The following is an 18,114-nucleotide window of genomic DNA, read 5'->3' on the forward strand; positions in this document are numbered from 1 at the left end:
TCAACAGCCCCATTCCAGCACAAACCAAAAAAACTGTAGGCAAGCTCGATTTCCATCGAGTTTGTCTACAGTCTGAAACGCTTGTTATTCCAAGCGTTTCTTTGCTTTTTATTTGGCTCTTTTTTCTCAAACTTTGTTGCTATTGACTACAAAAGGGAATTGAATGACCTAGTTTTCTTTATAAAATTCAAGCTTAGTATGAGAAAAGAGCTTGCACACTTAAAAGCGAACTCCAAAATGGCTTTATAGCACGTTAAAATCGGCTTTAAGATTTTAACAACAATCTTTACGAAAACAGCCTTTTATTTAGAAGTTGAAAGGCCAAATGACAATGCTTGACGAAGGTTATTTTCTGCTTCTTGCAATTCCGCCGATTGGACATCGTCAGAAGGGAATTCATTACGCAAAGCCTCATTACTAGAAGAAAGTGCCTTTGAAATACGCTGGAAATCGATAAAAGAATAATTCATTGCCATCCCTCCATTCTATGCAAATATGGATTTATTGTATTCAAAAAAGCGTTGAATTATTCTTGGAACTCAAAGAAAAAAATCCCCCTGTCCAAAACAGGAGGAACGCATTTTTTATTGTGGTAAATTATAATTCATCCTTACTAGCCCGTGGCGGGCGTTTACCCCAGTACTGGTAATAGTCTGTACGGATGAAGCCGTTGAATAGCTTGCGTTTCTTTGTTGCTGGCTTTCCATACACTTGTTCAAAGTTCTCGTTTGAGGTCAGCATATAAATGGACCAGGTATCAAGCGGAGCAAAGGCTTGTCCCATTTGACTGTACATCTCTTCAACAGCTTTCTTTTCACCTAGGCGCTCGCCGTATGGAGGGTTTCCGACAATAACACCATACTCCTTTTTTGTCGTGAAATCCTGGACTCGCATTTGCTTAAAGGAAATCAAATCACCAAGACCTGCTTCAAAAGCATTTTCCTCAGCAATCTTAACCATCCTGTGGTCGATATCCATTCCACTGATATCCAGCGGCTGGTCATAATTCGCAAGATCTTCTGCTTCCAACCTGACTTCCTCCCAGACTGTATCGGGAATAAGGCCCCAGCCTTCCGATATGAATTCCCGATTGAAGCCCGGCGCGATATTCTGTCCGATTAAAGCAGCTTCAATCGGGATCGTTCCAGAACCGCAAAAAGGATCGACGAATGGCTTGTCCGGATTCCAGTTTGTGAGCATGACCAAGGCTGCAGCCAATGTTTCCTTTAACGGAGCTTCCCCCTGGCCTGTTCTGTATCCCCGCTTATGGAGACCGCTGCCGCTTGTATCGATTGTTATTGTAGCAACATCTTTAAGCAGAGCCACTTCAATTTTGAATAAAGGGCCGTTTTCTTCAAACCAGCCAGTCTTTTTATACGATGTTCTCAAGCGTTCAACTACAGCTTTTTTTACAATTGCCTGGCAGTCGGATACGCTGAATAGCTTGGATTTAACAGATTTGCCCGAAACAGGGAATTCAGCATTCTCCGGTAAAAATTCTTCCCATGGAAGTGCCTTTGTTTTTTCAAAGAGCTCGTCAAAAGTATATGCCTTAAATTCTCCAATTTTTATTTTGACCCTGTCGGCAGTACGGAGCCACATATTGCTTCTTGCAATCGCGCGTGCATCACCTTTATAGGCAATTTTCCCATTTTCAACCTGGCATTCGTATCCAAGATCGCGCACTTCCTTTGCAACAATGGCTTCGAGTCCCATAGCAGAGGTTGCTATAATATCAAAATTCTTCATCGTTTCACCCTTTATATCCAATATACTTATGAATCCAATTATTAAATTGCCCAATAACCTTTAATATACATAAAAAAAGCTCTCCTGGCAAAAGGAGAGCTTTAATAAACACTCATACAAACCCATTAATAACGTTCTGTAAGCCATGTTTTGTACCATCGTACTGCAAACGACCAAAAGTCTCGTACTCCGGCGGTAATCATCTATCTACAGATGAATAATCATCTGTCCTTCCCTTTGTTCAGTTCCTCTGGGAAAGTGCCCCTACCATCGTTTGGGTTTCTCGCTCGTGGGGTTTACCTCGTTCCACCCTTCCAATTTCTTGGAAGGCTCCGTCACTGTGGCACTTTTATAGGTATTCATGCCATATCGTCGCCGACTTAGGCATTTTACCGGCCGTCAGCCAGGCGTGAGCCCGACTGCCCTGGCTTATGAATTGGCCAGGCACGAACACTACAGGCATCTCAGCCTGTGCGAGCATGGACTTTCCTCTGCAGCAGAACTGCAGCGATTACCCGAACGTTATTAACAGCTACAAAAAATATTATATGTAAGTTCAGGATGAAAAGCAATGGTAATACATTTCAAAAACCGGCAGAATCTGGATTAATCGTAAAGTTTATCTCCAAACACATGCTTCTCTAGGTTCGATAACCTTTTAAGGATATCAAAATTAGTTGTTCCAGCTGCCTGTGTACTTGGGCGGCGTGATGCCTCATCAAGCTGTTTCTTCAGGCGGAGATTGTCCTGCTGCAGTTCTTCAATCTCCTGTTGCATCATTTCATAATCCTTGATGATCGTATCCAGAAACTTATCTACGTCTTCTGGCTTGTAGCCGCGCATTGCTGTTTTGAATTCTTTTTCTAAAATATCTTTAGCAGTTAATTGTATTTTATCGGATAGCATTCCATTCACCTCAATATACCCCTATCTTCACATTCATTTTTTCAAAAACATCGGGATTTGTCAATTTTCTTGTGTTTTTTGTTAATTAAGGATGTTGATTTTCGTTCCAGGTGCTTCGCTTTCCGCGGAAGCCATCACATTCAACTGATCATTAATTTGCTTCAAGCATTTCAGATTCTTTAATTAAAATCCCTGCTGTCTTAATTGTTCTTCTTCTACGGCCATTTGCAGATCATATAAAGTGATCAGCTGAGTATCATATGGATGTGTTTCCTGATACTTTTTCGCAGTTTCGTAAATGAATTTTGGACTGCCTTCTTTTTCCGGATCATATAGCAATATCAGCATGTCGCTTTTCTCAATAAAAAATTGATTTTTCAGCCTGAATTGCCACGGCTTCTCATATGGCTTTTTGGTAATCGAATCCACATGATCAGCTCCAGCCAATACAGATTCATACCATTCCTTATTGGCGTCTTTCCAGGTTTCCTCCTGGTTGAGAAAGGGCGTGAATACTGACAGCTTAAGTTCGGGATAGTCTTCCTGAAGATCGAATACGGCCTCGCCAGCCCATAATTCGACACCAAGCTGGCCGCTGATCATCACCCATTCAAGGCCGTCCTCGATCAGTGGCACTAAAGTTTTCTTTATTGCTGTTTTTATGTATTCAGCTGCCGGATGGTCTTGCTGGAATATCCCGAGTTCAAAAGGTTTATACCCGGATATCGCGGCTACTTTAACCATGGTTGACTCCTTTGAATTATCTTTGTCATATTGAAGTTATTCCCTTTAGGCGATTTATATAACACCTTTTAATCTTAAAGGCTCTTTTCTAAAACTTTGTAGCTATTTGCTGTAAAAATGCATTGAATGACCTAGGTAACTTCGCTAAATGGACGATTTAGACGAGAAAAGAGCTTGCAAACTAGATACCGACCAGCAAAATGCCTAATCATACGTTAAAATCGGCTTTAGGATTTTAACAACAATCATTACGAAAACAGCCATCTTAAAAAAACAAGGGCTGTTCAGCCCTTGTTGCATTTATTATCTGCGGAATCCCATTCCCGGGCCATATCCCATTGGACCGCCGAATCCTGGGCGTGGAACAGGACCAACTGGAGCTACTCCGCCTGGAACCGGACCAGGTCCGCCATAAAAGTTCTGGTTTGTAACCTGGTTCACTGTTGATTCTGTATGCGGGAAGTAATGGACATGATCATAATTGATGTGATTTACATTTGTAGTATGTGATGGATGAACATGCGGAACCACATTGTTGACAAAATTATGGTTCACACAGCATTTAGTAGGATGAACTACTGTTGGCAAAACATTGGTTGGCTTGCAGTACATAGTGCATAACTCCTTTCGTTTAGACTTATTCTTTACATTAACAGCCTATGAAGGAGTCATGCGTCTTGTACTAATGAAAACACCTATTTTTTCAAGTTTCTCTTCAATACAAGCGCCTATTAATCTATTAAAGGAATGTGTAAAAGTTGTCCTTCAGTCCGCTGAATAGTACAGCAATAAGAGTGATGACAACAAAATAGAGAACTAAAACCGCTTTATACATCTTACCAGCCCCGTAAAATTATATTGATTTTAACACCATACAATTTTACATTTTACAATGTCGGAACCATACATACAACAGGATAATACAGGTTTTGCGCATTTAAATGTTAAAATTTTGTTACAATTGAAAAAAACCTGGCGAAACCTGTTGAAACAGGGTCAATTTGACGAATTTTGCGCTTGCCCGGGAAATGCTTTCCGGGAAATTCTCTGGATCCTTTTTTCGAGCTCTTCCTTAAAAATCATGTCTTTTTTTGTTGCCAGCTTTCCCTGGATAATATGCTCTTCAGCAAGCCGGCAATACCTCAAAGCCATTTCGAAATTTCGCTCCCGATGTTCAAAATGCTTGGCCAGTTCGATGCATGCTTCTCTCCTCTGCTTATTGCTGCCCTTCTCCGCACTTTCTTTCCATAACGGAACGGCATTCTGCCATTCCTTATGCTTTTTATGTTCGAAAGCCAGTGCGTGCTTTGCAGAAACTGCCTGATCATTGCCCTCATCCAATAGTCCAGTGAAAGCCTGCTTTGCTTTGTCAGTATCGCCAAGGTAGGAAAACCAGCGTCCAACTTCGTAGGTTTCCTGTGCTGTCTGTGATTGGTCACGGCCGAGTATCTGGAAGGTTAGATGTGTATAAAGGGTCAGCAGTGACAGAATATCTGTTTCATTGTGCCTGATGACACCGAGCAATCCCTCGGGGTCCTTCCTCTCGAGGAAGTCAAAATAAATCATCGGTGCCAGGAAGCCTGGGATATCGTCTTTCCGCTCAAGACCCAATACCTCCTGTTCGACGATGCTAAGTTTCATTCGTTCGATTTTATGCTTCCACATTCTTCTGGCGGCATGATACAAGTCAAAATGTCCATACGATGGCAGTTTTGGGACATGGTCACGGACAAGGGTGTGCCTGGTTTTGACTTGCGGCCAGTCGAAAGCCTTCCCATTGTAGGTAACCAGGGTCGTATAGTCGGCATTTTCCAAAAAACTCTGATATAGCGCTACTTCTGCGCCAGGGCTTGGCAGGATATGCTGTTTAAGTTTTACACAATCACCGGAAACACTCGCATGGCCTAAAAGGAATATCGTATTCCCTGCTCCCCCGCCAAGTCCCGTTGTTTCAGTATCAAAAAACACTAAATCGCCTGCCCTATGGCCCGAGGCGGAAAGAGGGTGATTGGTCTGTTCCTGATTCCACAGGGAGACAGCCTCAAGCAGATCACTGAATTGATAGTGGCCATGTTTGTGGTCAAGCGGATAAACAACCTCCCTGACCAGACAGTATTCGCCATCAAAATAGAAGGGGGTAACATGTTCCTTCTCCCAGATATCGAGAAACGGTATGTCAGGTGTCGATTCTGCATTTACCGGTTCTGGCTCAGGGATGTTGTTACTGGCTGCTGACGGTCCTGGCTTATCGGCCCCGCTCTTGATATGCGGCTTCAGCCTGTTCAATTTGTTCTTTAAACTCATTTTCCCCCTCCTTCCTATACTGCGGCTTCAAGAAATAGATTCAACAATTTCACAACATCTTTTTTTGAGTGGATCGATGTTGTATCCGTTCCGATACATGATGGACACCCATCGGAACACTGGCAGTTAAGGACCATTTGCTTCGTCTGCTTTAAAATCTCCTCAATACCTGAATAGATTTTTTCACTCAGGCCAATTCCACCAGGATAACGATCATAAAAGAAAATCGTCGGCTTTTCATTATGGGCGGCCTTCACCTGCGGGACGACATGGACATCAGATGGGTCGCACATAACGAATAATGGTGCGATATGTTTCAAAGCCTGAGATGTACCGATCAACCCTTCCTCGAGCCGGTCATCAGCAAACTCGGAAAGCTCTTTATTAAGGGAAATCCATGCTGAGCTAGTATGCAGCTCTTCTTCCGGAAGAAAAATTGGTCCCGATCCTATATTTTCATGAGTCTCAAATCGGATTTTCTTGAAGATTGTGGCCATAGCCCTTACACTTACATCTCCATAACCGATTTCCGTTTCTTCATTGCCCCTGTGTTTATCTTCCTCCAGAACACTGAGCTGGACGGCGAGGTTCGCATCTGTAAAATAATCGACATCGACTTCACGCACAAACGCCTTCTTTTCCTCCCAGTCAAGCTTCTCCACCTGAAATTGTATTCCCTGATGGAGATAGATCGCTTCTTCATGCAATAATGTCATGGCAGAGAATGTATCCATCTCGCCGATTACCCTTACATTTGCAACATCTGTTTGGTCGATGATCACGACATTTTCCTGTGACGCTGAACGGAGACTGATGTTATGGGCGGGAAAGGCATCATTCATCCAGTACCACTTGTCGCCATTCTGATGAAGAATTCGCTCCTCCGTCAAATATTCAAGGATTTCTTCAATTTCCGCCGCACCGAAAGTATCCCCCTTTTTAAATGGCAATTCATAGGACGCACACTTGATGTGATCGATCAGGATAATCAAGTTGTCTGGGTTGATTCTCGCTGTCTCTGGACTGCGATTGAAGAAGTAATCGGGATTTTGGATGACATACTGGTCCAGCGGGCTTGAGCTTGCCACCATGATGACCACAGACTCCCCATGCCGCCTGCCCGCCCGTCCTGCCTGCTGCCAGGCACTTGCGATCGTACCCGGATACCCGTTCATGATACATACCTGAAGCTGTCCGATATCGACACCCAATTCAAGCGCATTGGTGCTGACAACACCATAAATCTCGCCGGAACGCAGACCTTTTTCTATCTCACGCCTTTCCGTAGGCAGATAGCCGCCTCTGTATCCCCTGATAGCTTTGGGGCCAAGCTTATGCTTGACCAGCTCCTGAAGGTAGGTAAGCAGGATTTCCACCCTCACCCTGCTTCTCGCAAAGACGATGGTCTGGATCCTGTTCCTCAGGAATTCTCCTGCAAGCTTTCTTGTTTCAAGTGTCGCGCTCCTGCGGACATTCAGCGGAATATTGACGACTGGCGGATTATAAAATAAGAAGTGCTTCCTTCCTGAAGGCGCACCATTATTGTCAATTAAAATCATCTCTTTCTCGGTCAATCCCTCAGCCAATTCCAGCGGGTTGGCAATGGTCGCGGAAGTACAGATAAAAACAGGATCACTACCGTAATATTTGCAGATCCTTTTCAGCCTCCTGATGACATTTGCCACATGGCTGCCAAAAACTCCTCTGTAAATATGCAGTTCATCGATGACCACATACTTAAGATTCTCAAAAAGCGAGACCCATTTCGTATGATGCGGCAGGATTGCTGAATGGAGCATATCCGGGTTCGTAATGACGATGTGTCCTGCCCTTCTCACCTTCTGACGGATATTGGCTGGTGTGTCGCCATCATATGTATAGCTGTTAATCGAAAGTTCCGCCTCCTGGATCAATTCATTGATTTCACTCTTTTGGTCCTGGGCAAGAGCTTTTGTCGGGAACATGTATAGAGCCCTTGCATTCGGATCATCGATGATTGACTGCAGGACGGGCAGATTATAGCACAGCGTTTTCCCCGAGGCTGTCGGTGTGACAGCAACGATGCTTTGTCCTCTCATGATTTGTTCGTAAGATGATTTTTGGTGTGTATATAATCGGGATATCCCGCGCCTTTGGAGTGCATTTTCCAGGATCCCGCTTAAATTTTCCGGCATGTCTTCCGTCCTGGCTTCTTTCTCCTCAATCGTGTGCCAGTGGACAATATTTTTCTTTACCGATTCACTAACCTTTAAATCTTGCAAAATCTCTTGCATGTTTTTCCTGAATTTCATCACGTTCACCTCATTAACTCTATTTTAGCGAATAAACGTTCGTTACAAAAGAAAAATTATTGTGACCAGACTGCTAGTTTTTGGCATTCACATTTCTATTCACTGTCTGGCTGCGAAATCCCTTATGTTATTTATGGTCCCGTTTTGCTAAAATAATAGAATGGACTACAGCTTATATAGAGGTGTTTCTTTTGGAAAAGAATGAAATAAAAAATGTGCTGGCAAGATTCTCATTGTTCAGGGACCTTGAGGACCATGAATTAGACAAGATCGTCGATATATCCATTTCGCGGCAGTGGAAGAAACACAGCCATATCTTCATGCAGGATGACCCGCTGGAAAATGTTTATTTCATCAATGAAGGCAAGGTAAAAGTCTATAAAAGTGATGCCAATGGCCGCGAGCAAATCGTCGCTATCCTAAAAAAAGGTGAAATGTTCCCTCATGTAGGCTTTTTCAGGAAAGGCGGTTATCCAGGGTATTCGGAGGTATTGGAGGAAGCAAGCCTTGTCGTTGTCCCAATTTCACAATTCGAAAAGGTGCTGGTCGATAACCCTCATTTAAGCATCAAGGTATTCAAGGTGCTTGGCGAGAAAATCGTTGACCTCCAGGAAAGACTTGAAGCCCAAATCCTTAATAACACCTACGAACAAATCATTAAGCTTTTGATCAGGATGGGTGAGCTTCACGGAGACAAGCAGGAAAATGGCACTGTTTTGTTAAAGACGGATTTCACGAACAAGGACCTGGCCAATATGATTGGCACCACCAGGGAAACGGTCAGCAGGACGCTGACCAAAATGAAAAAAGACAATCTAATTTCCACTGATTCAGCCGGGAATATGATCTTGGATCCTGATGTATTGCTGGACGAGCTAGTCTAATAAGTTCACCTGCATGAAAACGCCCGAGGCAGTTAGCCCCGGGCGTTAAATCTGTTATTCTGTCTTGCTTAGACCCATCATTGTTTCCAAGTCTTCCTGGGCAGATGTGATCAGCTTCAGGTTGAATGTTTCCTGCAGGACCTCCATCACGCCATTGGAAATGAATTCAGGCGGCTTTGGCCCGATGCGGATGTCCTGGATTCCAAGGCTGAAAAGTCCAAGCAGGATTGCGACCGCTTTTTGCTCGAACCAGGAAAGGACAATACTCACCGGTAATTCGTTTACATCACATTCAAAAGCATCCGCAAGTGCCTTGGCAATTTTAACTGTAGATACGGAGTTATTGCACTGTCCAAGATCCAGATATCGAGGGATGTTCGTTCCAGGCACTACCCCATAATCGACATCATTGAAACGGAACTTGCCGCAAGAAGTTGTCAGGATGACCGCTTCTGGAGGAAGGGATGTTGCAAGCTCGCGGTAGTATTCTCCGCCTTTTCCCGGTGCATCACAACCGGCAATCACGAAGAAACGCTTGATTTTTCCTGATTTGACTGCTTCTATGACTTCAGGAGCCAGACCAATCACTGTTTCGTGATGGAAGCCAGTCACCAATGTTTCTTCCGATTCCATGTTAGCCTCTGGAAGCTCCAATGCTCTTTCGATCAGTATGGAGAAATCTTCATTTTCAATTTTCCTTACATTTTCAAGACCGGCAACTTCGTATGTAAACATACGATCTGCATAGGAACCCTTGATTGGCATCACGCAATTAGTCGTTGCCAGGATTGCCCCAGGGAATTTTTCAAACAGACGGCGCTGGTCGAACCAAGCCTTCCCGATATTACCCTTAAGATGAGGATATTTTTTCAAGGCTGGATAACCGTGAGCAGGGAGCATCTCAGAGTGCGTGTAAATATTGATACCTTTGCCTTCTGTTTGCTTCAGCAATTCTTCAAGCGCGAATAGATTGTGCCCCGTAACAACGATCGCTTTGCCTTCTATCTTGTTCTGGCTTACCTTTACAGGCTGAGGGATGCCAAGGCGGCTAGTGTGCGCCTCATCAAGCATTTCCATCACGCGTACAGCTGATTGGCCCACCTTCATCGCCATATCAATATGTTCCTGGACATTAAAGTTTGAATTAGTCAACGTCATATATAATGCTTCGTGGGTCGTTGCATCTACGAACGGATCCGTGAATCCAAGCTGATTTGCATGGGTTCTATAGGCTGCAATGCCTTTCAGTGCAAAAATGATCGTATCCTGAAGACTTGCGATTGTTTCATCTTTTCCGCATACACCAACAACTTTACATCCTCCTGTTGGCGTTTGTTCACATTGGTAACAAAACATATGTGTATTCCCCTTTTCTGCTTTATTTACTGTTTCAGCATACAGAGGTTGAAAAATCGGTTATGTGACCTAAATCACACTAAATGCATTTTTCACAAAGTGTTCAAAAAAGTACGGCGAACTGTTGAAAGTGCATTTATTTGAAAGATACCCTCTTCTTGAACAGGGACATTCCATGCTACATAGACTATTATAAGTATTTTTGCAGAGGAGGATGTGAGAAGATGGCAACCAACCATCCTGATCGCCCAAAAAAACATGAAACTCTCGAACAGTGGTTCAAATCAATGAACCAGTTGATGCAGGAGAAGCCTGTCAAAGGTTTCCTGCAAAGCATTGATGATTTTTTCAGGCAACCCTTAGCCCAGACATCCCTCGGTGTACGAGTAAATGAAACAGTGAGCGAATATGTTGTGACCGCAGAATTGCCAGGGATCAAAAAAGAGGATATCTCGATTGATGTCATCAACAACTCGCTGACGATCCTTGTAAATAAAACCGAAATGACTTCAGAAATCAACGATATCGCAAAAACAGAAATGCATATGGCCTCCTCCAGGCAGTTTAGCCGGACAATTCCATTTGCTCATCCTATAAATGATAAAAAGACACGTGCTTCCTATCGCAATGGATTGCTTGAAATTAAAATCGCTAAAAAACAGGGAAAGAAAATTGATATTTTTATTGATGAATAGTTGTTTAACGAAAACAAGCAGGCATAAGTGCCTGCTTGTTTTTTAGACTTTGAACATTCCGCCGAGTCCCTTGACAAGTGATGAAACCTGGGTCACTGCATTCATCATCTGGCCAGCTGTATCGACCATCTTATTGATATCCAGGTTTCCATCCTGGCTTTTAAACGAATTCATGATCGACTGCATGCCTGATGGCTGCTTTGGCATAAAAGCATTTTGGGGATATGGGTTATAATTCTGATAATCAGCCTGCGGGTTATAGTAACCATAAATAGGGTCATCTTCAGGTTCTAGCGGATTTTGAAAAAGCATTTTCGGGTAGTTATTTTTGCTCTCGGCAATTGGGTATGGCTGATTCCACTGAGGGTTCCCCTGGATATAAGGATTCACAGGGTAACCTTGCGGAGAATATTGGTTTTGCCAGTTCCCCGGCATGGCATTCCAATATGGTGTGTTATATGGTTGAGGGAGCGGTTGCTGCCGGTTCAAATTGTGATTGTTCCCATTATATAGGTAAGGGTCTTGACTGTATTGATTCACCCACCACTGGGGCTGGTAGGCATTCGTCTTATTTCTGCGGCCAAACATGGCGAACATCCTCCTCCAATAATTCATTACGATAGTATATGATCAAACCGCCCAATGGGTGAAAGTGTTGGAAAAGGCTTCCGGTTTTGTCTAAGAATGAAATATGTTGTCGGAAGTTTCAATTTTTGAAAAATAAATGACTCTTCCTTTTTCATGATAGTATGGACTCAAATGATGGAGGAGGATGAAAAATGAACGTTCACGAACTGAAGAATCTATTTGCCCAGACAAAAGAATACACTCCGGAACATGTAAATGAATTGCTTGATTTTACAAAAAAGTCGTATATTCAGAATGAGATCACCATTCTGGAATACCGGAACCTTGTTCGTGAGCTGGAATTGCTAGGAGCTTTCATTCCCGAAGATCAGAAAGAAATGACCATCTAAAAAAGTTGAAGCACCAGAATATTTGGACCGCCCCCATTATTGCCGGCTTGGCTGACAATTGAGGTGCAGTTCAAATGCTCTGGTGCTTCTTTATTTTTGGCTACCTGTTTGGTTAACCGCAATGATCAGACTCTTGAGGATGAATTCCACTGATTGTAGTTGATCAAGGAATCGCTTTTTGCTTGTTTCCGGAAAAAATGCCTGTACAGAAATGACTTCCAGATAGTCTGCGGCCGTTTCAATCTGGTTGACATGAAGGTTTTTCGGCCTGTTCTGACCTACCCAATAGGACGCTGCTTTCCTCCATGTCTCTGTTGTCCCCTTTACCTCATCAGCAAACGGCTTTACTTCTTCATGAAAATCGCCTCTTACTCGCTTTTCTTTTGAATGTTGAAATCGTTGATGAGCAAATTCCAGGTTCACAAGCAACCTTTCAGATAATGCAATAAGATTTTGGTCAGTTTCCAAGTTAATCACGCTTTCTCTGGTTCAATTTTATGAAGCAGCTAGTTCCGCTGCTCTTTTCATGTCTTCTGTATGCTTTTCATGGCGATCCATACAAAAAGGACTCTGTTAACATTGGCTGTTGATTTCCGTTCCAGGCGCTTCGCTTTCCGCTGGAAGAATATGAAAAAGACCAACTGCCGTCTTTTTCATAAGCAATTCTTCCTTGGGGCTGGCGCTGAGCCTCCTCGTCGCTTTGCTCCTGCGGGGTCTCACCTGACCAGCTGCGCCCGCAGGACATTGATTAGCTTCCTCGATTCAGCCCACGCACGATGGAAATGCGATAGCATTTTCGGAGGAGTCTACGCGCCTTCCACTACAATCAACAGGGTTTAACAATCAATAATCAGCTTTAACAGAGCCACAAAAAAAAACAGCTTTCATGGCAAAAGCTGCTTCATGTTGAATCTATTCTATTATATTTTAAAAACTTATTTCAAGTTTTAAAGAGGCTTGCTCGTTTATCGGCTGTATTGAGGAATTAAGGGCTTGCGGAATTTCCCCTTCCACTTTATCCAGAAGCATGCTTGTTTTTTCTAAATGTACTGAATGGGCCTTGTACATTTTTTCCCGGACTCCCTGCAAAGATTCATGCAAATTCATGTCAGTTTCTTCAAGGCAGAGGGCCATTTCAGTCAACATCCCTAAAAACTCTTCCCTTTCAATTCCTGGCTTCATGATCATCTCTCCTAACTTGGTATTTTAAGGTCTGGCAGAATGAACCCGGTGCACGACGATGAATCTTTCCTTATAGAATCCCAGTCTCTTGATTGTAAAATTCTCCCCTCGGACTTAACCTCCTTCATGGTTGACAAAACTAGAAGGGATTCGGCAAACAAAGTGTTTTTCAGCAGTGAACTTTACAGCCTTCGACATGGACAAATCGTATGAAAACCGAACAAATGAACAAACTAAGGTCGGGAGGTGTTCACATGAATAAAAAACAACGTAAAACCTCACAGCAGCCAAATAAAACGGCAGAGAAAAAAGCTGGCTATGGTGACAAAAAGCTTGAAGGACCTAACCGCCCGGCTGAATGATGAGAAAAAGCAAGGGATTCCTTGCTTTTTTATTTGTCCGCATTAATCTGGGGTGAACAATTCTTTAACCGTTATTAAAGCATGCAGCTGTTTTTGCTTTTTCTTATACCAATCTGTCAGATGGATAGGATGCCTATGTTTGGTTTCTGGATTGATCCATTCCCGGTGAAACTTTCGCTGTCTATACCAGTCACCCTGATCACGAAAATGATGGAGGATGATTGGATAGGTACTTCTAAGGAAGGGCGTGTCCCGCTTTTTGTGATTTTGGAAGTATTTCTCGTAATCATGTCTGGATGCCGTATGTTCCGTATTTAATGCGAATTCAAGAAATGAGGGGTAATACCCGGGGTGAAATAGTATGGATGCCAGCCTCTTTCCCAGATTGATCCTTTTGCTGATGAATTTGAAACCATTAACGCTTGCTCCGTACAGCTCACCTTCACAAGTAGGAAAGAGGACTGTACTGAAATGCAGGTGATCTTCAAAAGAAAACATTGACGTATTGAAAACTCTTCTCTTATATACCGGTTCTTTGATTACCGGCTCCTGTATCACATTTTGTTCGTTGATAATCAATGCGACCATGAGCCTTCTTTTATCTCCATACTTCCAAAATTCCTTCCACTCTTTCTCCATAAAGGCCGATACATCAAGAAATTGAAGCAAGTGAAACATTGGGGTGCTTTTTTTCGTCGAATAAGAGTACAAGAGCAGCTGTGCATATGCATCACGAAAAATCAGCCAATTCGCCCGTTCATATGTGAGGAATAATCGTTTGCGGATAGCAGGAGCAAGCATTCTCGGAAACCAGTCACCTTCCAGGTCGCACATATTATAGCCACCATTCCTGGATACCATGCTTGCAAGGAAGGACCAAATCATCTCGGGATATTCCAGATAGAAATCCAGATAGGCTTGTGTTCTTGAGATATTGTCCAGGTTTTTTTTAGCCGTTTCAATTCTGATCTTTTGGATCATCTCTGCTTCGTCATCCGGCAGTTGTGAAAATTGGGGATAATGGGTCATTGACACACCGTTTCTCTTCCTTTTCTATAGGTTGTTCTTAGAGTGAAGTGAAATGAGGCTTTTTATTCAACCAAAAAACGTTTAAATTTGGTATGATATAGAGTAGTCTGCGAGGTGGTCATCTTGATTTTCAATTATCCAAACGGAAAAAAATATATTCCTGCTGCAAATAAAGAGACAGCACAAAAAACAAAAAAACAAAAGAATGCAGCATATAGCAACAGAGGGATGACATTGGAGGAGGACCTCAATGAAACCAACTCCTTTTACCTTGACCGCAACATTGCGGTAATCCATAAAAAGCCTACACCAGTCCAAATCGTCAATGTGGATTATCCGCGAAGGAGTGCAGCGGTCATTAAAGAGGCATACTTTAAACAAGCTTCTACAACAGACTATAATGGCGTTTATAAAGGAAAATACATTGATTTTGAGGCAAAGGAGACGAAGTTTTCAACATCTTTCCCATTAAAAAACTTTCATGAACACCAAATTGTCCATATGAAAGCCGTCATTGAGCAAGGAGGAATCTGTTTTGTCATCCTCCGGTTCTCTACTGATGAGGAAATCTATTTCCTTGAAGCGAGCCATTTGCTTATTTTTTGGGAGAGAATGGTCAAAGGCGGCAGGAAGTCGATTACCAAGGAAGAAGTCATCAATTGCGGCCATAAAATCCCCCTTGGTCTTCATCCGAGGATTGACTATATCAAAGTTATCGATTATCTTTATACACTTAGTTAGTTTTTCTATTGCGAGAAAGGAATGAACTATATATGGCACAGAAACCTCAAACAAGAGAGGAGCGACGCAGACAGCAGGCAGCCAAGAACAACAAGCCAAAAGGCAAGAAAGCGAAAAAAGGAATGTTCAAGAAAATTTTCCTGACGCTGATCGCCCTGGGCATCATTGGCATGCTGACTGGTATCGCTACATTTGCATTCATGATACAGGATACACCAAAACTTGATGAATCTTTGCTCAAAGACCCGATCTCATCAAAAATCTATGATAAAGACAAGAAACTTGTAACAGAAGTAGGATCACAGAACAGGGACTATGTTGCTTATGAGGATATACCAAAACTCGTAGAAAACGCCTTTTTGGCAACTGAAGATGTCAGATTCTACAAACATAATGGAATCGATGTCATCCGTCTTGGCGGAGCAGTTATTGCCAATGTCACGAATGGATTTGGATCTGAGGGTGCTTCCACCATCACACAGCAGGTCGTGAAAAACTACTTCCTTGGTTTTGAAAAGACCATCTCCAGGAAAGCACAGGAAGCATGGCTCGCCTATCAGCTTGAACAGAAATATACGAAACATCAAATCTTCGAGATGTACGTAAACAAAATTTATATGTCTGAAAACATGCATGGTGTCCTGACCGCCTCAAGGACGTATTTTGGCAAGGATTTGGATCAGCTTGAGCTTCATGAAGCAGCTCTGCTTGCAGGAATGCCTCAAAGTCCAAATAATTACAATCCTTTTACAAATCCTGAAAAAGCAGAGAAGCGCAGGAATATTGTTTTATCCCTGATGCACCAGCATGGATTCATATCAAAGGAAGAGATGGAAAAAGCTCAAAAGATTCCTGTGGAATCCAGTCTCGTCAAGGAAGAAAACAGGAAGAACAAGGATGAAAAGCCTTTCGATGCGTTTGTCGATATGGTCATTGATGAAGTAACCGAAAAAACCGATTTCGATATTTTTTCCGATGGACTTGAGATTTATACAACGCTAGACCCTAACGCCCAGACTCATGTTGAGAATATCCTGAACACCGATGCTGCGGTACAATTCCCAAATGATGAATTCCAGGCAGGCATCACCCTTCTAGACACGCAAACCGGGGAAATACGTGCGATTGGCGGCGGCCGCAAACAGCAGGTCAAGCGTGGGTTGAATTATGCTATTGATGTAAAAAGACAGCCGGGTTCAACGATTAAGCCTATCCTTGACTATGGACCGGCAATTGAATATTTGCACTGGGGTACCTACCACATGCTTGAAGATAAACCGATGACTTATTCAACTGGTGACCCAATCCGGAACTGGAACAATAAGTATAACGGCATCATGACAATGAGAATGGCCCTTGCAAAATCAATCAACATCCCTGCCCTTCAGGCATTCCAGGCTGTAGGTCTTGATAAAGCAAGGGAATTCGGCAGTAATCTTGGACTGACACTTGATGATCCTTTCTATGAATCAGCATCAATTGGTTCTAAAGAAATTGCCCCTATTGAAATGGCTGGTGCATATGCGGCATTCGGAAACAATGGATTCTTTACGGAGCCATACTCAGTCAAGAAAATAGTACTCCGAGACAAGACAGAAATTGATCTGACACCTGAGACTGAAGTGGTCATGAAGGATTATACTGCCTTTATGATTTCTGATATGTTGAAAACGGCAATCACGCAAGGAACTGGTGCAACGTACGCAAATATCTCCAACCTTCATGTTGCCGGTAAAACTGGAACAACGAATTACACCGAAGAGGATATCAATAAATTCGGAATCAAAGATGGCGGAGTGCCAGATTCCTGGTTTGTAGGGTATACAACTAGGTATACAGCATCTGTCTGGACCGGCTACAGTGATCGCAAAACCGCACTTTACGGTACAGAACAAAAAATATCCCAGATGCTATTCAAGGATCTGATGTCTTATGTATCTAAAGACGTAGACACTCCAGATTTCACCGTACCGAAGAGTGTCGAAAGAGTTAAAATTGAAAAAGGCACTATGCCTGCCAAGCTTGCCAGTGAGTATACTCCAAAGGATCAGATCCTTTACGAGTGGGCAGTGAAAGGAAATCTGCCGAAGGAAAAGTCAAAGAAATTCGAAAAGCTTGAAGCTCCTTCAAAGCTTGAAGCCAAGTACGATGAAGCGAAAAATGAAATCATCCTGACTTGGGATTTCAAACAGAAAAACAAGGAAGATGTCCAATTCGAGGTGACCGCTTCCCTTGATGAAGGTCCTGAACAAGAATTAACGAAGACAACGGATACCGGTTTAAAAATTGCCAACGCAGTTCCAGGCGGGATTTATTCCTTTAAAGTTACCGCTATCCGTGGTGATCAGCGTTCCGAACCTGCCACTCTAAAAATTGAAGTCCCAGATGTCACATTGCCTGATGATGGTGAAGGTGATGAAGTCGAAGACGGCAATGGAAACGGGAATGGAAATGGAAATGGCAATGATAATGGAAATGGAAATGGAAATGGCAACGGGAATGGAAATGGCAACGGTAACGGGAATGGCAACGGTAACGACACCGGAGATGGTGAAGGTACCGGAGATGGTACTGGTGATGTCAGCGGTGCAGGAAGCAATAACGATAGTGGCGGTACCGGCACTGGCACCGGCACTGGCACCGGCACTGGAGACGGCGATTAACCTTCACCCCCTTGCCGTATAAGAAAAAATCATAAAAAATAAAGAGGCTGACTCAAAAGGTTGAATAAATTCGACCTGAGAGTCGCCTCTTTTACTTTATATCCAGTTTATAGGATTGGATTTGATGGATTTATAAGACAAAGAGGGATATTCATTCCCTTAATTACCCTAATTTTTGTTCGCTTTCCTTGTTGGCTGCCCACTTCAATAGATTGTGTGCAGCACAAATAA

Annotated in this window: 18 protein-coding genes and 1 other RNA gene; 5 read left to right on the forward strand and 14 right to left on the reverse strand. The window is 43.0% G+C overall.

What is annotated here, in order from left to right; genetic code table 11:
* Positions 1-302 precede the first annotated feature (302 nt).
* The 8 genes from FS736_RS24525 to FS736_RS23000 form a co-directional block, all read right to left on the reverse strand.
* Entirely contained in the window at positions 303-470 is a 168-nt protein-coding gene (locus FS736_RS24525) for a hypothetical protein (protein WP_186326895.1), read from the reverse strand.
* A gap of 127 nt (positions 471-597) precedes the next feature.
* Positions 598-1,749, reverse strand: a complete 1,152-nt coding sequence (locus FS736_RS22970; protein ID WP_144481445.1) for a THUMP domain-containing class I SAM-dependent RNA methyltransferase — start codon at positions 1,747-1,749, stop codon at positions 598-600.
* Positions 1,750-1,883: 134 nt separating this feature from the next.
* Positions 1,884-2,272, reverse strand: an RNA gene (rnpB, locus tag FS736_RS22975) — RNase P RNA component class B.
* Positions 2,273-2,355: 83 nt separating this feature from the next.
* Positions 2,356-2,655, reverse strand: a complete 300-nt coding sequence (gene gpsB, locus FS736_RS22980; RefSeq protein WP_144481460.1) for a cell division regulator GpsB — start codon at positions 2,653-2,655, stop codon at positions 2,356-2,358.
* Positions 2,656-2,838: 183 nt separating this feature from the next.
* A complete protein-coding gene (locus FS736_RS22985) occupies positions 2,839-3,399 on the reverse strand; it encodes an SLOG family protein (protein ID WP_144481446.1) in 561 nt (186 codons plus the stop codon).
* Positions 3,400-3,702: 303 nt separating this feature from the next.
* Positions 3,703-4,011 (reverse strand): CotD family spore coat protein, encoded by a 309-nt coding sequence (locus FS736_RS22990; protein WP_144481447.1) that lies wholly within the window; start codon positions 4,009-4,011, stop codon positions 3,703-3,705.
* Positions 4,012-4,395: 384 nt separating this feature from the next.
* Positions 4,396-5,703, reverse strand: a complete 1,308-nt coding sequence (locus tag FS736_RS22995) for a ribonuclease H-like domain-containing protein (protein ID WP_144481448.1) — start codon at positions 5,701-5,703, stop codon at positions 4,396-4,398.
* A 14-nt stretch (positions 5,704-5,717) separates the two neighbouring features.
* The gene (locus tag FS736_RS23000) at positions 5,718-7,994 is read right to left on the reverse strand and encodes a DEAD/DEAH box helicase (protein WP_144481449.1); all 2,277 of its coding nucleotides are present in this window, start codon (positions 7,992-7,994) and stop codon (positions 5,718-5,720) included.
* Between the two features lie 191 nt (positions 7,995-8,185).
* Here FS736_RS23000 and FS736_RS23005 point away from each other — a divergent pair, with 191 nt between their 5' ends.
* Positions 8,186-8,878: a Crp/Fnr family transcriptional regulator gene (locus FS736_RS23005; protein ID WP_144481450.1), complete on the forward strand. Its 693-nt coding sequence runs from the start codon at positions 8,186-8,188 to the stop codon at positions 8,876-8,878.
* A gap of 54 nt (positions 8,879-8,932) precedes the next feature.
* Here the strand turns inward: FS736_RS23005 and hcp are convergent, their stop codons facing one another.
* Complete coding sequence (gene hcp, locus FS736_RS23010) at positions 8,933-10,234, reverse strand: hydroxylamine reductase (protein ID WP_144481451.1); 1,302 nt, start codon at positions 10,232-10,234, stop codon at positions 8,933-8,935.
* A 224-nt stretch (positions 10,235-10,458) separates the two neighbouring features.
* Here hcp and FS736_RS23015 point away from each other — a divergent pair, with 224 nt between their 5' ends.
* Positions 10,459-10,929, forward strand: a complete 471-nt coding sequence (locus tag FS736_RS23015) for an Hsp20/alpha crystallin family protein (RefSeq protein WP_144481452.1) — start codon at positions 10,459-10,461, stop codon at positions 10,927-10,929.
* Between the two features lie 42 nt (positions 10,930-10,971).
* On the opposite strand, the gene FS736_RS23020 is transcribed toward FS736_RS23015, so the two are convergent.
* Positions 10,972-11,517, reverse strand: a complete 546-nt coding sequence (locus FS736_RS23020; RefSeq protein ID WP_144481453.1) for a YppG family protein — start codon at positions 11,515-11,517, stop codon at positions 10,972-10,974.
* A 191-nt stretch (positions 11,518-11,708) separates the two neighbouring features.
* Here FS736_RS23020 and FS736_RS23025 point away from each other — a divergent pair, with 191 nt between their 5' ends.
* A complete protein-coding gene (locus tag FS736_RS23025; RefSeq protein ID WP_144481454.1) occupies positions 11,709-11,906 on the forward strand; it encodes a YppF family protein in 198 nt (65 codons plus the stop codon).
* Positions 11,907-11,996: 90 nt separating this feature from the next.
* Here the strand turns inward: FS736_RS23025 and FS736_RS23030 are convergent, their stop codons facing one another.
* The 4 genes from FS736_RS23030 to FS736_RS23045 form a co-directional block, all read right to left on the reverse strand.
* Positions 11,997-12,374 (reverse strand): YppE family protein, encoded by a 378-nt coding sequence (locus FS736_RS23030; RefSeq protein ID WP_186326896.1) that lies wholly within the window; start codon positions 12,372-12,374, stop codon positions 11,997-11,999.
* A gap of 76 nt (positions 12,375-12,450) precedes the next feature.
* On the reverse strand, positions 12,451-12,651 hold the full coding sequence (locus FS736_RS23035; protein WP_144481456.1) for a hypothetical protein: 201 nt from the start codon (positions 12,649-12,651) through the stop codon (positions 12,451-12,453).
* 182 nt (positions 12,652-12,833) lie between these two features.
* Positions 12,834-13,088, reverse strand: coding sequence for a hypothetical protein (locus FS736_RS23040; RefSeq protein ID WP_144481457.1), 255 nt, complete (start codon positions 13,086-13,088; stop codon positions 12,834-12,836).
* Positions 13,089-13,492: 404 nt separating this feature from the next.
* Positions 13,493-14,479 (reverse strand): DUF2515 domain-containing protein, encoded by a 987-nt coding sequence (locus FS736_RS23045; RefSeq protein ID WP_144481461.1) that lies wholly within the window; start codon positions 14,477-14,479, stop codon positions 13,493-13,495.
* Between the two features lie 123 nt (positions 14,480-14,602).
* Here FS736_RS23045 and recU point away from each other — a divergent pair, with 123 nt between their 5' ends.
* Both recU and FS736_RS23055 read left to right on the forward strand, forming a co-directional pair.
* Positions 14,603-15,220: a Holliday junction resolvase RecU gene (gene recU / locus FS736_RS23050; RefSeq protein WP_144481458.1), complete on the forward strand. Its 618-nt coding sequence runs from the start codon at positions 14,603-14,605 to the stop codon at positions 15,218-15,220.
* Positions 15,221-15,252: 32 nt separating this feature from the next.
* On the forward strand, positions 15,253-17,883 hold the full coding sequence (locus FS736_RS23055; RefSeq protein ID WP_144481459.1) for a penicillin-binding protein 1A: 2,631 nt from the start codon (positions 15,253-15,255) through the stop codon (positions 17,881-17,883).
* The last annotated feature ends 231 nt before the right edge of the window (positions 17,884-18,114 follow it).

Origin of the sequence: Cytobacillus oceanisediminis 2691, assembly GCF_007678455.1 — a bacterium.
In the GTDB taxonomy this organism is placed as follows: Bacteria; Bacillota; Bacilli; order Bacillales; family Cytobacillaceae; genus Mesobacillus; species Mesobacillus oceanisediminis_A.

Excerpts from the sequence above, each read along its gene's own strand:
- FS736_RS23055 (WP_144481459.1), top strand. The coding sequence starts at position 15,253 with ATGGCACAGAAACCTCAAACAAGAGAGGAGCGACGCAGACAGCAGGCA.
- FS736_RS23000 (WP_144481449.1), bottom strand. The coding sequence starts at position 7,994 with ATGAAATTCAGGAAAAACATGCAAGAGATTTTGCAAGATTTAAAGGTT.
- FS736_RS24525 (WP_186326895.1), bottom strand. The coding sequence starts at position 470 with ATGAATTATTCTTTTATCGATTTCCAGCGTATTTCAAAGGCACTTTCT.
- FS736_RS22970 (WP_144481445.1), bottom strand. The coding sequence starts at position 1,749 with ATGAAGAATTTTGATATTATAGCAACCTCTGCTATGGGACTCGAAGCC.
- FS736_RS23025 (WP_144481454.1), top strand. The coding sequence starts at position 11,709 with ATGAACGTTCACGAACTGAAGAATCTATTTGCCCAGACAAAAGAATAC.
- FS736_RS23015 (WP_144481452.1), top strand. The coding sequence starts at position 10,459 with ATGGCAACCAACCATCCTGATCGCCCAAAAAAACATGAAACTCTCGAA.
- FS736_RS22995 (WP_144481448.1), bottom strand. The coding sequence starts at position 5,703 with ATGAGTTTAAAGAACAAATTGAACAGGCTGAAGCCGCATATCAAGAGC.
- FS736_RS22990 (WP_144481447.1), bottom strand. The coding sequence starts at position 4,011 with ATGTACTGCAAGCCAACCAATGTTTTGCCAACAGTAGTTCATCCTACT.
- FS736_RS23020 (WP_144481453.1), bottom strand. The coding sequence starts at position 11,517 with ATGTTTGGCCGCAGAAATAAGACGAATGCCTACCAGCCCCAGTGGTGG.
- FS736_RS23040 (WP_144481457.1), bottom strand. The coding sequence starts at position 13,088 with ATGAAGCCAGGAATTGAAAGGGAAGAGTTTTTAGGGATGTTGACTGAA.
- FS736_RS23035 (WP_144481456.1), bottom strand. The coding sequence starts at position 12,651 with ATGTCCTGCGGGCGCAGCTGGTCAGGTGAGACCCCGCAGGAGCAAAGC.
- FS736_RS23045 (WP_144481461.1), bottom strand. The coding sequence starts at position 14,479 with ATGACCCATTATCCCCAATTTTCACAACTGCCGGATGACGAAGCAGAG.
- hcp (WP_144481451.1), bottom strand. The coding sequence starts at position 10,234 with ATGTTTTGTTACCAATGTGAACAAACGCCAACAGGAGGATGTAAAGTT.
- gpsB (WP_144481460.1), bottom strand. The coding sequence starts at position 2,655 with ATGCTATCCGATAAAATACAATTAACTGCTAAAGATATTTTAGAAAAA.
- FS736_RS22985 (WP_144481446.1), bottom strand. The coding sequence starts at position 3,399 with ATGGTTAAAGTAGCCGCGATATCCGGGTATAAACCTTTTGAACTCGGG.